The sequence below is a fragment of the Nocardia sp. NPDC004123 genome (assembly GCF_053603795.1).
Genome location: NZ_JBSGGG010000013.1, coordinates 186,357 through 201,096, shown reverse-complemented (window position 1 = coordinate 201,096; position 14,740 = coordinate 186,357). Strand labels below are relative to the sequence as shown.

Genomic DNA, 14,740 nt, shown 5'->3' with positions numbered 1-14,740 from the left:
ACAGTTCAATGTTCGGTATTGGGCTGGTCCAGGGGAGAACCGACATGAAGACCTCGCGTGCACTGCTGACCGTGGCCGCCCTCGTGCTCACCGCCGCCCTCGTGCCGACCGCCGCCGCCCAGGCCGAACCCGCCGCCCCCGACACCGGCACAGCCGTCAACGAGTATGTGGCCCTGGGCGATTCCTGGGCCGCCGACGCCACCCTGAGCCAGCTCACCACCGCCTTCACCCCGGCGCCGTGCGTACAGAGCGTCCACAATTACGCCAAGCAGGTCGCCGCGGCCCTGGCCGTGCCGGTGTTCCGCGACGCCACCTGCGGCGGCGCGGTCACCGCCAACATGACCCGGCCGCAGCACACCGCGCTGGGCGACAACGCGCCGCAGTTCGACCGGCTGACCGAGAACACCGACCTGGTCACCCTCGAAATCGGCGGCAATGACGCGGATCTCGCGGCCACCGTCACCGACTGCATCACCCTCGACCCGGCCGTCAGCCCCTGCCTGAACGAGATGGTGGTGGGAGGCGTCGACCGGATGTCGCAGAACATCGCCCGCACCGAACCCCGGGTGGCCGCCACCATCGCCGGCATTCGCGAGCGCGCCCCGCACGCCCGCATCCTGCTGCTCGACTACTTCGAGGGCATCGGCCTCGACGGCGGCTGCTGGCCGGAGATCCCCATCTCCGACGCCGACGCCATCTGGCTGGGGCAGAAGCTGATCGAACTGCACGACATGCTCGGGCGGGTGGCCGCCGAGACCGGAGTCGAGTTCGTCGACACCTACGACGGCAGCTCCGGGCACGACGCCTGCCGGCCCGTCGGCACCCGCTGGGTGGAGGGGCTGCTGCCGTTCTCGGGCAGCCCGGTCGGGCTCGCGGTGCCGTTCCACCCCAACCAGCTCGGCGCGGACTACCAGGCGCGGCGGGTCCTGGAGACCCTGGACGCCACCTCCTGACCGGCGCAGTCAGCGGCGCGGGGTGATCGATACCCGGTTGTCGTGGAACACCGCGCCGCCGCCGAAGTCCGAATCACGTTCCGCGACCGTCGCATTCACCGTCGCACCGCCGGAGTGCTTGGCCCAGCGGCCCTTCGTGGTCGCGGCGACACCGGGCCGGACCCGGTCGGACACCTCGGCGACGGCCTCGAAGGAGCCGCGGTCATTGCGGACGGTGACCGGATCGCCGTCCGCGATGCCGCGCGCCGCCGCGTCCCCGGGATGGAGCGTGACGGTCGGTTCGCCTGCGCGCCTGCGTAATTCGGGATCGATGCCGAAGCTGGTGTTCAGGAAATAGTGCGACGCCGCGGAGATCAGCACCAGTCCGTCGCCCGGATCGGCGGGCGGGGTGTACCCGGCCAGCGGATCGTGGCCGGCCCGCGCCGCGCGGTCCGAGACGAACCGGAGCTTGTCCACCGGCACCGGGCGCGGATCGATCCTCAGGAAGCCGTCGGCGCGCAGCCGGTCGACGTCGTACTGTTTCAACAGCTGGTTCGCCAGGTCCTCATCCGACTCGTACAGCGCCGGTTCGGTCAGCCCCAGGCGCCGGGCCAGCCGGCGGAAGGTCTCGGTGGTGGGCAGGCATTCACCGGGCGGGGTCACTGCCGGTTCGTTCCAGACCAGATAGAGATTGCCGTACGCGGCCAGCACATCGAGGTGCTCGGGCTGCATGGTGGCCGGGAGGACGATATCGGCGTAGTCGACCGTGTCGGTCGGAAAGTGTTCCAGGACAACGGTGAACAGATCCTCGCGGGACAGGCCCTCGATCACCCGGCGCTGATCGGGATTGGAGCCCACCGGATTCGCCGCGATCACGAACAGCGCCTTGACCGGCGGCCCGTCGGCATTCAGCAGCACCTCGCCCATGCGGGTCATGGACAGCGTCCGCACCGGATGCGGCAGCAGATCGAATCGCATCAGCGCGGGGGTGTCGAGCCGGAAGTGCCCGCTGGTCGAATAGTGCAGTCCGCCACCGGGAATCGCCCAGTCGCCGGTGACACCGGGCAGGCAGGCCAGGGTGCGCAGCGCCATCCCGCCGCCCGCGTGCCGCTGCATTCCCTGCGCGGCGCGAATGGCCGTGGGCCGGGTGCGGGCGATGCGTTCGCCCAGAGCCACTATGCGTTCCACCGGCAGCCCGGTGATCTCGGCGACCCGCTCCGGCGGGTACTGCGCGATGCGCTCGCGGAATTCGGGCCAGCCCTCGGTGCGGGTTTCCAGGAACTCGGTGTCCTCGGCCCCCAGCCCGACGATGACGTGCATGAGCCCCAGCGCCAGCGCCGCGTCGGTGCCGGGCAGCGGGGCGAGGTGTTCGTCACAGCGTTCGGCGGTGCGGGTGCGCACCGGGTCGATGGCCACCGTGTACGCGCCGCTGTCCTGGATGAACTTCCAGACATGATGCCCGGAGCTGAGCGGATTGGTGCCCCACAGCAGGATCAGCCGCGACTGCGCCAGCTGCTCCGGGTCCATGCCGCCCGCGGTGCCCAGGGTGTATTTCAGACCCGTGCTTCCCGCGACGGAGCAGATGGTCGGGTCGTGCAGGGAGGCGCCGAGCGCATTGAAGAACCGCCGGCCGGAGAAGCCCTCCAGTCCTTGGATGTAGCCGAGGCTGCCGGTGCCGTGGAAGGGCCAGACGGCCTCGCCGCCGTACTCGGCGATGATGCCGGTGAGCCGGTTGGCGATCTCGTCGAGCGCCTCGTCCCAGGTGATCGGTTCGAAGCGGCCCTCGCCCTTGCGGCCGACCCGGCGCAGTGGCCGGGTGAGGCGCTCGGGGGAGTGGACCTGGTCGAGGTAGCGGTTCACCTTCACGCACAGCGCGCCCCGGGTGACCGGGTGCTCGCGGTTGCCGCGCAGGCCGGTCGCCCGGCCGTCCTGCACGTCCACCACCCAGGAGCAGGCGTCCGGGCAGTCGAGTGGGCATGCTCCGAGAACCTTCACCCGATCGATCGTAGGCAGGTCCGCTCGGGCGCGCGAAAGGCGAGCGTACGGCCGGTTTCCGGGTGCGACACGCCTATGCCGTCATGTGACGACACGCTGTCGAGCTGGGGTACTCTCGGCGCGCGGCTAATCAGCCGCAACAGGAGTGCGGGGGCGGAAGTGCGCGGTGGAATGGGAGATTCATGATCACCCCCGGCCGAGGTCTCGTCGGTGTCGTCTCGGGATGTGCGGCACTGCTGACCGGATGCGCCCACGCCGGCCACACCGATGCCGCGCACGTACACCAGGCGAACAGCGAGATGGCCGCCAGCGACTCGGGCGAGATGCAGCGCAGCGCCTTCGTCACCGCCTGCGCGGGGACCTCGGCGGGCTGGCAGGCGACAGCGGTGGTGAGCAACCGGGATGTGGTGGAGCACCGGTATCTGGTAGTGATCAGTTTCATGTCGCCGGAATCCACCGATCTGGAACGGACACGCACCGAGGTGCTGGTGGCGCCGGGCTCGACGCAGGACTTCACCACGGAGACGCGGCTGAATCCGGTGTCACGGCCACAGACCGTCCGGTGTGTGCTGCGCGGGGTCGAGCAACTCTGACCGATGCTCGCGAATCGGGCGGCCGGGCGGTCGCGCTGCCTCGAAAGTTGCGCGGGGACAGGGGCGGACGCTTAGGATCACGAGCGCCGGCCATGCTCTGTGGGCCGCACCAGTAGGAGTAGCTGACGGTTCACTGGCTCTCGGGCGGTGACCATGTGCGTTCTCCGGATGTGGATTTGTCGGTGCCATGGTGCATGCTCTTGGCACGCAGATGTCCGCCCCGTCCGCCCGGAGTGCCCCATGTCGACCCGTACCAAGCCACAGCCCTTGTCGGATACCGAAATTCGGCAGATCGCCGCGGAAATCGACGCGGGCCGGCCACCGATGGTGTGGTTCACCGCGGTGGCGGTCGGCGTCCCGGAAGGCCGTTCCGGAAAGGTGATGTCCCTCGGGGATCCGTCCGAGGGGGATTTCCTGCAGGTGAAGCCGACGGGTTCGAAGGATGTATTGTCCTTCGGTCCCACCGAGGTGACCCTGACCAAACCGGCCCGGCAGAACCCGGCCAAACCGGCCGGAGCTCAACCGAAAACGGCAACCAGGAAGGAACCCACCGTGACGATGTCGTCTCCCGTGACGATGCCGGCCAGCGCGCCGAGCGCTTCGCCCGCTCCGGAAGCCAAGGTCGAGACCCCGCAGCCGGCTGCGGAATCCGCGCCCGAGGCCAAGGCCAAGCCCGCCGCGTCGCGTCCGGCCCGCAATGCCGCCAACAGCGCCGCCGCCAAGAAGCCGAAGGCTCCCGAGGTGACGGTCACCCTCAGCGGCACCGCCGAGGGGGAGTGGACCCTGGACGTCGTGAACGGCAAGAAGCGCACCATCAAGGGCCTTGCCGTCACGAGTTCCGCTGTGGCCCAGGCCGCCAAGATTCTCCACCCCGAATTCGCCGAGGTCGTCGACTCCATCCACGAGTCGGTCCGCGCCGCCCAGCATGCCAAGGTCGCGCAGCTGCAGGCCGAACTCGAATCGGCCCGTCGGCTACTCGAAGACCTGGCCTGACGAGATTCCACCCGGGTAACTCCGGCGCGAGGACCGGTGGCCCAACCCTTTTCGTGCAGGGCTGGGCCGCTTCCGGGTCACATCGCGGATTCGCGTTGCCAGGTGCGAGGACCGGATTCGGGACGGCTGCGGCGCAGGTCGTCGTGGAAGATGTAGCCGAGGGAGTATTCCTTGGCGTGGTACATGGCCGAATCCGCCTCGCGCAGTAGCTCGTAGACGGTGGTCTCGGTCTCTCGTGGCTTGGTGCAGGCGATTCCGATACTGGCCGCTATTCGCACCTCGGCCGCGCTCAGCTCGAACGGTTCCCCCAGGGTGGCCAGCAGCCGCTCCGCCAGCTGGCGGGCCTGCTGCTGCGCGAGCGGGGCGAGCACCACGAATTCATCACCGCCGTAGCGGGCGGCCGCGTCATCGCGGCGGATCACACGGCGAATGCGGGCGGCGGCATTGGCGATGAGCTCGTCACCCACCGCATGGCCGTAGTTGTCGTTGACCCGCTTGAAGCCGTCGAGGTCGATGAACAGCAGGGCCAAAGGCTGTCCGGCCCAACGCTCCCGATTACGATGCAGCGCCCGCAACAGGGCGGCGCGGTTCAGGAGTCCGGTGAGCATGTCGTGGTCTGCCTGATACTGCGCGCGCCGTTCGCTGCGGGCGCTGCGTTCGATGGCGCGTTCACTGCGTAGTAGTACGCCCGCTAGTAGTAGGGCGAAGAGCGAGGACACCACCACGCGGTCGAGTGTGTCGAGGCTGGAGCCCACCACCGGCACCAGCGAGGCCACGATCATGACGATGGCGATGATGCTGGCCCGCTGCCGGGACCTGTGCGGATGGATGTCGCGCGGCTCGCCCAGGACCACCATGCTCGGGTGCAGGGCGGCCGCGCCGATCAGCGTGAAGCCCAGTTGCAGTGGCAGCAGCTGGATCTGGCGGCCGAAGACCGCCGAGCCCGCGGTCTCCAGGTTGTAGGCCAGGTCACCGGCCAGGATCACCAGCATGGCCAGGTGCACCAGCCGCAGCGAGGTTTCCGAGCGCGCCGAGGTGATCACCGAGTGCACGATCACGGTGAGCAGCAGGGCGTCCACGATCGGATCCGCGACCGAGGTGATGGTCGTGAAGTAGGTGTGGTGCGTCATGTGCAGCACCGGTGAGATGAGGAACGTCCACGACAGCAGCAGCGCGCCCAGGCCGATCAGCCCGGAGTCCAGCAGCAGATCGTGATCGGTGCTGTTCTGCCGCGGGCGCAGCCACAGCACCGCGGCCACGCCGACGCAGCAGTACCCGCTGAGGGTGAAGAGATCGTCGAAGGGGTGGCGCTGCGATTCGGAGATGTGGCGCAGCCCGGTGCCGATGGCGAATTGCACGGCGGACGCCGACAGCAGATACCAGGGCAGGGGATGGCGGGGGTGGTACCTGCGTACACCGAGCCCGATCATGGTGAGGCTGATGGCCACCGACACGAACAGGGTGCCCAGGGCCACCGCGCGGGTATTGACCACCATGGGCAGTCCGAGAATGAGTACGCCACCGACGAACAACACGGTGCGCCAGCAGATTTTGAAGCGCGGACCAGACCGTTCGGCCGGTTGTGCGTCCGTTCCCACCAGCCCCCCTTGTCCGAGCAGTACTCGAAAAGACACCGCCGATCATCAACCGAGTGTTGCGGTACGAGCATAGGTCCCGCGCAGCGGTGGCAGAGTGCCCGGTAGAGAAAAGGCGCTGCCACTATCTGGGCAACCGATCCGATCATGACATGAAAACGGCCGCTCCGGAGCGGAGTTCGGCGAACCCGCAGGATCACTTTTCGCGAGACTCGTTATGCTCCCCAGCGAATCGAACCGTACGGCCTGCGCGAACCTGTGAACAGGAGCCGGAAGTGGAAACGACGGCGGGACGCTGGTGGGCCCCGGGCCGGGTGAATCTCATCGGCGAGCACACCGATTACAACGACGGCTACGTGCTCCCGATGGCCCTGCCACTGGGTGTGACCTGCACCGCGGCGGCCGGACCGGGTGGTGTGGTGCGGCTGAGATCCCGGCAGGCGCCCGATGACCCCGTCGACACCAGCACGGCCGCCCTCGCCGCCGGCGGCTGGTCCGAATTCCCCGCCTGGTCGCGCTACCCCCTCGGCGTCATCCGGGAATTCGCGCGCCGCGGCCACGAGGTGCCGGGCGTCCACCTCGACCTCGACGGCAGCGTCCCGATCGGCGCGGGCCTGTCCTCCTCGGCGGCCCTGTCCTGCTCGGTCGCCATCGCCCTGCGGGACCTGTTCGCCCCCGCCATCACCGACACCGAGCTCATCGACATCGCCCGCGCCGCCGAAAACGTCTACGCCGGCGTCCCCACCGGCACCCTCGACCAGTCCGCTGCTCTCCTGTGCACCGCAGGCCACCTCCTCTTCCTCGACACCCGCACCGGAGCCACCGAGCAGATCCCCTTCGACCTGGCCGCCTTCGGCCTGACGCTGCTCATCATCGACACCGGCACCCCCCACCGCCTGGTGGACAGCGACTACGCCGCCCGCCGCGCCGAATGTGCCGCCGCCGCAGCCCAACTGGACGCCCCCACCCTCCGCGACATCCCCTTCGCCGCCGAAGCCGACCGCCTCACCGACCCCGTCCTCCGCCGCCGCGCCCGCCATGTGATCACCGAAAACGCCCGCGTCCTGCAAATAGCCGAACAATTGCGCACCGGCGCCGACCCCCGCACCATAGCCCCTCTCCTCACCGCCGCTCATCAATCCCTCCGCGACGACTTCGAAGTCTCCGCCCCACCCTTGAACACCGCCGTCGACGCGGCCCTCGCCGCCGGCGCGCACGGCGCCCGCATGACCGGTGCCGGCTTCGGTGGCAGCATCCTCGCCCTCGCCGACCGCGACGACACTCCCGACATCGTCACCGCCATTCGAGAATCCTTCACCACCAAGGGATTCCCCCCACCCCACGACTACACGGTGACCCCCTCGGCCGGCGCCCACCGCCTTGCCTGACTCGACGTCGTGAAAGAGGCCGACCGCGCTGTACATCCAACTCGTCGTCAGCGGCTGTCCGCCGTAGAAGGATCCACGTGCGGCCGGACTCGAGCGGTAGCGCTCCGCCGAGCAACGCGCTGGTCGTCGAGGCCGCGAAACTGTAGTGCGCGTGGGTCATTCGCCCGGCCTCGGTCAGTTCGGCGGTATGACAGCAGTGAACAGAGACCGTTGGTGTGCTGCTGTCGTCCGGGCCGGTGTAAATGGTGACGGGACACCCGTTTTTCGGTCGTAACCACGGTGCCGCCGGCCGATCGTGGAGTTGTGGATCGGCCGGCGGCAACGGGTTTCGGGTTACTTCGCGGGTGTGATCGAGGGCTGGGTGATGGTTGTGAAGTACTGGACTGCGGCGGCGATGGCTACCGGGGCGGTTACGAACAGCTGGCCGGCGATGGTGCCGACGAAGCCGACGGCGCCTGCGCCGATGAGGCAGCCGGTGCCGGCTGCGCCGAGGAGCGGGACGAACATGGCGGCGAGGACGCCTGCGGAGCCGAGGGTGACCAGGCCGGCGGCTCCGACGGCGCCGAGCAGGCAGCCGAGAGCCGCGCCGCCGAGGCCGCCGGCCAGGGTGCCGACCGTGGCGCCCATGGAGATGGTGCTGGTCATGCGGCTCCAGGCGGCCTGTTCACGCTCGTAGTCCGACTTCCAGGGGGCGCTGTTCTCGAAGGGCAGCGCGACCGGCTGGTAGACCGCGTGGGCGGTGTCGAACTGCGGGGTGAGCGTGGCGACGCGGTCGTGGATGTCGGCGGCGATCGGGAAAACGAAATCGTCCACCCGGAACGACAATTCGGTGCCCGCGACCGTGGTTCCGTCGGCGGCCTCGATCTTCAGGACGCCGTTGTCCACCACCAGCGCCCCGGCATCCGTGCGGATGGTCAGGTCCCTCTCGCCGGTGGTGGCGCTGTAGTTGACGACACCCGCGTCGGACTGGGCGGGCGCGGCGTTCACGGTTCCGGCGGTGACCCCGAGCGCGGTCGTCACGAGGGCAGCGGACACGGCGAACTTGTTGAGCTTCATCAGGTTTCGTCTTTCGTCAGTGCGGGTCAGGGGCCGCACGGATGGCGCGGCTCTGCTATGTGCGTGAGCCGCGGAAGGATGTGACTGGCCGGCGGCACGGCCCGGAGGCCGTGTCGCTCAGCGGTTTTCGTGGACTATGCGGTGGCGCGCAGGCGGGCTCCCACACCCACCAGCACGTCGATCACCAGGAAGCCCAGCAGCGGAATGCCGATCATGGGCGCGAACCAGCCGACCACCGCGGCGGCCGCTGCCAACGGCGCCAGGACGATCAGCGGGGTCTGCGCCAGTGCCCGGCGCGGGGCCTTGCCCGCGGCGAGCCTCGACTCCTTGGTCGCGCGGCGCCGCCACCACATGAGGTAGCCGCGCACGATCACCGTCACCAGTCCGGCCATGATGACCAGCAGCAACAGCTGATTGGCCAGGCCGAACATCAGGCCCATGTGGAACTGGATGCCCCAGTTGGTGAGCTTGGCCATGAGCGGCCAGTCGGAGTACGGCAGCTTGTCGGTGACATTGCCGGTCGCGCCGTCCACCGCGATGGCATCGCGGGTGTACTGGCCGGGCCGGCGCAGCTCCTGCGCCACGAAGGCCATGCCGTCCTTGGCCGGAATGCTGATCTCCAAGGGCCCGGTCAGGCCGTTGGCCCGGGCGACGCCGTACACGGTGTCGACCAGTGCCGCCTTGTCGGCGGGCGGCACGGCCGCGGCCGCACCGCCACCGTGGTGATCGTGTTCACCGCCCGCGGACATGGCCGGACCGGTCGACCCGGGCAGCTTGGCGCTCACCGCGGGCGTGGTCCAGCTCATCGCCTGCCGCAGCTGGGTGACGTTCTCACCCGCGTACTTCGACCAGGTCATACCGGTGACCGACAGCAGCAGGAGCACCGGCAGGATCCAGACACCCACCACCGCATGCCAATTCAGTGTCCGGGCCCGCGTCCGCGACCGATCCGGCCGCAGCAGCCAGCCGGGCGACCGCTTCTCGCGCCGCGCCCGCACCCGCCGGTACCAGAGCACCAGCCCGGCCAGCGCCACCAGCCACAGCCACGAGGCCGCGATCTCGCTGTAGTAGCGGCCGAACGCGCCCAGGTGCAGATCCTTGTGCAGCTGGTCGATCCAGGTGCGCATGGGCAGCGCGCCCGAGCTGCCGTAGACGACGCTGTCGCCCACCGGCTGCGCGGTCACCGGGTCGACGAACACCGCGCGGCGCTCGGATTCGCCCAGCGACGGATCGCTGAAGAGCACGCGCGTGGTCTCCCCGGCGTGCTGTCCCGGGGCCACCGCCACCAGCGCCAGGTTCGGCTCGGCCGCCTGCCCGGCGGCGACCTGCTCCCGCAGCGGCTTGGCCGGGCCGGTCGAGTCGGTGTGCAGCAGGCCGCTGGAGGTGATGGTCTCCAGCGTCGGCGAGATCGCGTACAGCGCACCGGTCACGGCCGCGATCAGGATGAACGGCGCCACGAAGACGCCGGCGTAGAAGTGCAGTCGCAGCATGAGCGCCTGAAAGGCATTGCCCGCGCCACGTTTCGGGGGCCGGCCGGACGGCGGCGGCTCCGTCGTCCGGGTAGGGGAGGGCGGCGGTGTCGTATCGACACCGCTGTCAGTGATTGTCACCAGCGATCTTTCGGGTTCGAGGGAACACCCGGGACACGCGGTACAGGGAGCGAACACGTCGAGGCGACGCATGTCAGGGCACACCATGACCCCCTCATGGTGCGCACGCGACTGCCACCGCGTGCGCACAGCGGTCATGGGAAGCCCGGACGCGCATGACGCCACCGCGACGGACGCGGGCGCACAGCGAAGTCACACGGACGCGAAAGTCCGTGTGCCCGGGTGTGAAAAGAAGGGAATCAGCCTCGAACCAGCGCGGGTGGTCCGCGAGTGCGGAAGACGTCGGCCGCGAAGATGCGCAGCACGACGAGATCCCGGTGCGCGATGGGCAGCAGCGGCGGCCCGATGTGCACCGGTAGTGAAATAGGTAGCGGCAGCGCCCAGGACAGCACCGTGGTGCCGATCCGATAGGCCGCCTCCGCACCGAGGATGACGACGGCCGCTGCGCACGCTGCCACGATGTGCGCGGCCAGCATGGCCGGACTCCACATCGAGGCATTGTGGTGGTGATGGTGCATGCTGCCCGGCGAGCCCCACATCATGCTGAAGTGACCCAGGAATTGCCCGCCGATCAGCGCGACCACCAGCCCGAGGGCCGTGGTGCGCAGCGTGTGCACGCTCGCCACCACCGCGCCGACCGCGGCCGAGGCGGCGACCAGCAGCGTCAGCGGACCGGACTCCAGGGGCGCGGCCCCCGAGATCCAGCCGTGCGCGGCCACCGCGAGCGCCCCGGATACCGAACCGGCCGCCCCACCGCGCAATACCGCAGCATCGCTGCGGGAATGCGCTGTAGAGCGGCCGGATTCGATGTTCACGCGCTGATAATAGCCAGGCCTGATCTCGACCCTATCCGTACCCTGCCGTTGACCGGCGGGGCGCTAACGGCTTTGGCTAATTCTCCGTGACTTCCATCTCGATCAGCGGCTTGCGCAGCAGCTTCCCGGTGGCATTGCGCGGCAGTTCATCGAGGAAGATCACCTCGCGCGGCACCTTGTAGCGCGCCAGGTTCTCCTTCACGTAGTCCTTGATCTCCTGCACGTCCCGCTTGGAGTCGGGCCCCGGAACCACGATGGCGCGCAGGCGCTTTCCGAAGTCGCGGTCGTCGACGCCGACCACCGCCGCCTCCAGGATGTCGTGGCGGTTGGACAGCAGGTTCTCGACCTCCTGCGGGAAGACGTTCTCGCCGCCGGAGACGATCATGTCGTCGTCGCGGCCGTCGATGAACAGCAGCCCGTCGGTGTCGAAGTGGCCGACGTCGCCGGAGGACATGAGGCCGTCCACGTATTCCTTGGTGCGGCCGTCGGTGTACTGCTTGAAGGAGTGCCCGTTCTCGATGAAGATCGTGCCGGTCACGTTGGGCGCGGAGATGCGCTTGCGGTTCTCGTCGTAGAGCGCGATGCGAATGCCGACCGGCGCCTTGCCCGCGGTGGTCGGGGCCTTGCGCAGTTCCGACGGGGTGGCCACGGTCATGACCGCGCACTCGGTGGAGCCGTACACGTTGTAGAGGGTCTCGCCGAAGTAGTCGAGGGTGCGGGTGACCACGTCCGGCGGGATGGCCGAGCCGGCGGCGAAGACGACCTTCAGGGTCTCCGCCGGGTTGTACTTCGCCAGCGTCTCTTCCGGCAGGTCCAGGATGCGCTGCAGCATGGTCGGGACGACGGTCAGACCCTGTGCGCGGAACTTCTCGATATTGGCCAGCGTGCCCTCGGGATCGAAGCGGCGCTGCTGGAACACCACCCGGTTGCCCAGCGCGATCGACAGCGTGAACTGCGACAGGCCGGTGGCGTGGAAGATCGGGGCGGCCATCACCACGGTGCTGTTGCGCGGCAACGGGATTCGATCCAGGAACTGGGCCGTGATGAACGGACTGACCTTGTCGCGCGGCGCGCCCTTGGGGGTGCCGGTGGTGCCCGAGGTCAGGATGACCATGCCGCCCGGCTTCTCCGGCGGGGCCAGCGGCGCGGTGGACTGCCCGGCCGCCACCGACTCGATGGTCGGAATCGACGGGTCGGCATTGTCCTGCTCGTCGACCCAGGTCAGGATGCGCGGAATCTCGGCCGGAATGGCCGACATCAGATCGAAGAACTCGGTGTCGTGCAGCACCGCCTTGACGTTCTCGCGGGCGGCCACATCGGTGAACTGCGGTTTGGCGAAGCCGGTGTTCATCAGCACCGCGCGCACGCCCAGCTTGCCGGCGGCGACCAGGCTCAGCACCATGCCGCGGTGGTCGCGGGCCAGTACGCCGATCACATCGCCGGGGCCCAGGCCCTGGGCGGCGAGGCCGCGCGCGAAGGCATTGGACTGCTGGTCGAGCTGCTCGAAGGTCAGCTCTCCGCGCTCGTCGACAATGGCCGCGGACTTGGGATTGGTGTTGGCCGCGTGCACGACCGCGCCCGCGAACGGACCGAACTTCAGCACATTGAGCGCCGAGCGCACCGCGTGATCGGGGCGCAGCGGATTGAAGAGTCCCCCTCGGACCATGGCATTGACGCTGAGCGCCGTATCGCCGGCCTTGCGTAGAACCGTGCCAGCCGATGGAAGGGCAAGTGACATGGGTACAACCTTCCGCGATCCCCCGCCGGACGAGTCGGCCGACGGACCGCAACATCGAGATCCAGTGCGGTGCTAACCCTAGCAAGCGCAGGCAGCGGGGTGTGGCCGAGGTCTCCGTTACTCGCGGTTACGAATAAACCGCGCAGCTGGTGGGGATCCCAGGATTGCCGCTGGGTCGCGGACGTCATCGGTGCTGTGCCGCCTCTTGACTTGGCGCTGTGCCGCCTGCTGACTCGGCGCTGTGCCGCCTACTGACTCGCGACGGGTGGCTCGTACTCCACGAGGACCCGGCGCAGCAGTTTGCCGGTCGCATTGCGCGGTAGATCGTCGAGGAAGAAGACGTCCCGCGGCACCTTGTAGCGGGCCAGATTGGCCTTCACATAGGTCTTGATCTCCTCGGGCGCGAGCTTCGCGCCGGGCTCGGGAACGATGAACGCGCGCAGGCGCTTACCGAATTCCACATCGTCCACGCCGACCACGGCCGCATCGAATACGTCGGGGCGCTCCAGCAGCAGGTTCTCGACCTCCTGCGGGAAGACGTTCTCGCCGCCGGAGACGATCATGTCGTCATCGCGGCCGTCGATGAACAGCAGTCCGCGATCGTCGAAGTGCCCGACGTCGCCACTGGACATGTACCCGTCGATGACCTCCTTCATCCGCCCGTCGGTGTAGCCCTTGAACGGCGAGCCCGAGCGGATGAAGACTCGGCCCGTCACGTTCTTGGCGAGGACGCGCCGCCCGTCGTCGTCGAAGAGCGCCACCTCGCAGGTGAGCGGCGCCCGTCCCGCCGTCCCCGGTGCGAGGGCCAGATCCTCGGGCCGGGCGACCGAGGCGATCGCGCATTCGGTGGAGCCGTAGAGGTTGTAGAGCACCGGCCCGAACACCTCGGCCGTGCGCACCGACAGCTCCGGCGACAGCGCCGAACCGGCGAGCACGATCCCGGTCAGCGACGAGGTGTCGTACTGCTGGCGAATCTCCTTGTCCAGCTCCACTATTCGATGCAGCATGGTCGGCACCGCCACCAGCATGTCGGCGCGGTGCTCGGCGATCAGGCGCAGCGTCCGCTCGGCGTCGAAGCGGCGCGCCATCACCACCTTGTTGCCGAAGGCGCACGCGGTCAGCCAGGTCGCGAACCCGGTGGAGTGGAAGATGGGGGAGACGATGACCATCGTGCCCTGCTGCGGAAAGTCGATGCGGTCCACCATCTGCACCGTCGACAGCGGTCCGGTGCGCTCGCGCGGGGCGCCCTTGGGCAGGCCGGTGGTGCCCGAGGTGAGGATGATGAAGCCGCCCGGCTGTTTCGGCGCGGGCAGCGGCGTCGGCGCGTTGGCCGCGATGAGCTCGTCCAGAGTTTTTGCGCCGGACGGTATTTCGGTGCCCTCGTCGACCCAGGTCAGTATGCGCGGAAGATCCTCCGGCAGGGCGTCGAGCAGGCCGAGGAATTCGCTGTCGTGCAATACGACTCGCACGTTCTCGCGCTCGCAGACCTGGGCGAACTGCGGTTTGGCGAATCCGGTGTTCATCAGCGCCAGCCGCGCGCCGAGTTTGCCCAGCGCCGCCATGGTCAGCACCAGGCCCCGGTGATCGCGGGCCAGCACGCCCACCACGGTTCCGGGTCTGACGCCATTGCGCTGCAATCCGCGCGCCAGCGCGTTCGACCGCTCGTCCAGCTCCCGGTAGGTGAGCTCACCCCGCTCGTCGGCGAGGGCCGGTCGGTCCCCGAACAGGCGTGCCGCGCGCCGTACCGCGGTCGCCGGCGGCCCGAAAACCCTGGCGTCCCTGAGCAATCGGACCGTCCCCACCGGGTCCGTGGGATCGCTCAACCCCAGCTCCCGCAAACGCCTCAGACCCTTGAGCGCCGCACCGGTGTGCGCCATGCGCTGCCGAGCCGAATGCAGAACCGAGGCCATCCGGACCACCTCCGTTGACGAGCCGTCCACCGCCCGGACCCGACGGCGGTAGCGTCACCGTAACAGCGGTCTGTGACGGCCGTTACACAAATTCGGTCACAACAGACACACGGCA

11 protein-coding genes are annotated in these 14,740 nt (G+C 68.9%); 4 read left to right on the top strand and 7 right to left on the bottom strand.

The features are described from left to right. Window positions 1-44: 44 nt before the first annotated feature. Entirely contained in the window at window positions 45-953 is a 909-nt protein-coding gene (locus ACWEQQ_RS20635) for an SGNH/GDSL hydrolase family protein (RefSeq protein ID WP_452349303.1), read from the top strand. Window positions 954-962: 9 nt separating this feature from the next. Here the strand turns inward: ACWEQQ_RS20635 and ACWEQQ_RS20630 are convergent, their stop codons facing one another. Next, a complete protein-coding gene (locus ACWEQQ_RS20630; protein WP_452349302.1) occupies window positions 963-2,927 on the bottom strand; it encodes a molybdopterin-containing oxidoreductase family protein in 1,965 nt (654 codons plus the stop codon). A gap of 182 nt (window positions 2,928-3,109) precedes the next feature. Here ACWEQQ_RS20630 and ACWEQQ_RS20625 point away from each other — a divergent pair, with 182 nt between their 5' ends. Both ACWEQQ_RS20625 and ACWEQQ_RS20620 read left to right on the top strand, forming a co-directional pair. Next, window positions 3,110-3,520, top strand: a complete 411-nt coding sequence (locus ACWEQQ_RS20625) for a hypothetical protein (protein ID WP_364607860.1) — start codon at window positions 3,110-3,112, stop codon at window positions 3,518-3,520. A gap of 240 nt (window positions 3,521-3,760) precedes the next feature. Then, on the top strand, window positions 3,761-4,513 hold the full coding sequence (locus ACWEQQ_RS20620; RefSeq protein ID WP_452349301.1) for a DUF6319 family protein: 753 nt from the start codon (window positions 3,761-3,763) through the stop codon (window positions 4,511-4,513). A gap of 77 nt (window positions 4,514-4,590) precedes the next feature. Here the strand turns inward: ACWEQQ_RS20620 and ACWEQQ_RS20615 are convergent, their stop codons facing one another. Then, window positions 4,591-6,111 carry a diguanylate cyclase domain-containing protein gene (locus ACWEQQ_RS20615; protein WP_452339069.1) on the bottom strand — a complete coding sequence of 507 codons (1,521 nt, stop codon included), beginning with the start codon at window positions 6,109-6,111 and terminating at the stop codon, window positions 4,591-4,593. 272 nt (window positions 6,112-6,383) lie between these two features. On the opposite strand from ACWEQQ_RS20615, the gene galK reads away from it, so the two are divergent. Then, a complete protein-coding gene (gene galK, locus ACWEQQ_RS20610) occupies window positions 6,384-7,496 on the top strand; it encodes a galactokinase (RefSeq protein ID WP_452349300.1) in 1,113 nt (370 codons plus the stop codon). Window positions 7,497-7,829: 333 nt separating this feature from the next. Here galK and ACWEQQ_RS20605 read toward each other — a convergent pair whose 3' ends face one another. The 5 genes from ACWEQQ_RS20605 to ACWEQQ_RS20585 form a co-directional block, all read right to left on the bottom strand. Then, window positions 7,830-8,552, bottom strand: a complete 723-nt coding sequence (locus ACWEQQ_RS20605) for a hypothetical protein (protein ID WP_452349299.1) — start codon at window positions 8,550-8,552, stop codon at window positions 7,830-7,832. A 134-nt stretch (window positions 8,553-8,686) separates the two neighbouring features. Continuing rightward, window positions 8,687-10,162: a PepSY-associated TM helix domain-containing protein gene (locus ACWEQQ_RS20600; protein ID WP_452349298.1), complete on the bottom strand. Its 1,476-nt coding sequence runs from the start codon at window positions 10,160-10,162 to the stop codon at window positions 8,687-8,689. Between the two features lie 239 nt (window positions 10,163-10,401). Then, window positions 10,402-10,977, bottom strand: coding sequence for a hypothetical protein (locus ACWEQQ_RS20595; RefSeq protein ID WP_452339073.1), 576 nt, complete (start codon window positions 10,975-10,977; stop codon window positions 10,402-10,404). Between the two features lie 76 nt (window positions 10,978-11,053). After that, window positions 11,054-12,715 (bottom strand): acyl-CoA synthetase, encoded by a 1,662-nt coding sequence (locus ACWEQQ_RS20590; RefSeq protein WP_452349297.1) that lies wholly within the window; start codon window positions 12,713-12,715, stop codon window positions 11,054-11,056. 248 nt (window positions 12,716-12,963) lie between these two features. Beyond that, complete coding sequence (locus tag ACWEQQ_RS20585) at window positions 12,964-14,625, bottom strand: acyl-CoA synthetase (protein WP_452349296.1); 1,662 nt, start codon at window positions 14,623-14,625, stop codon at window positions 12,964-12,966. Window positions 14,626-14,740: the final 115 nt, after the last annotated feature.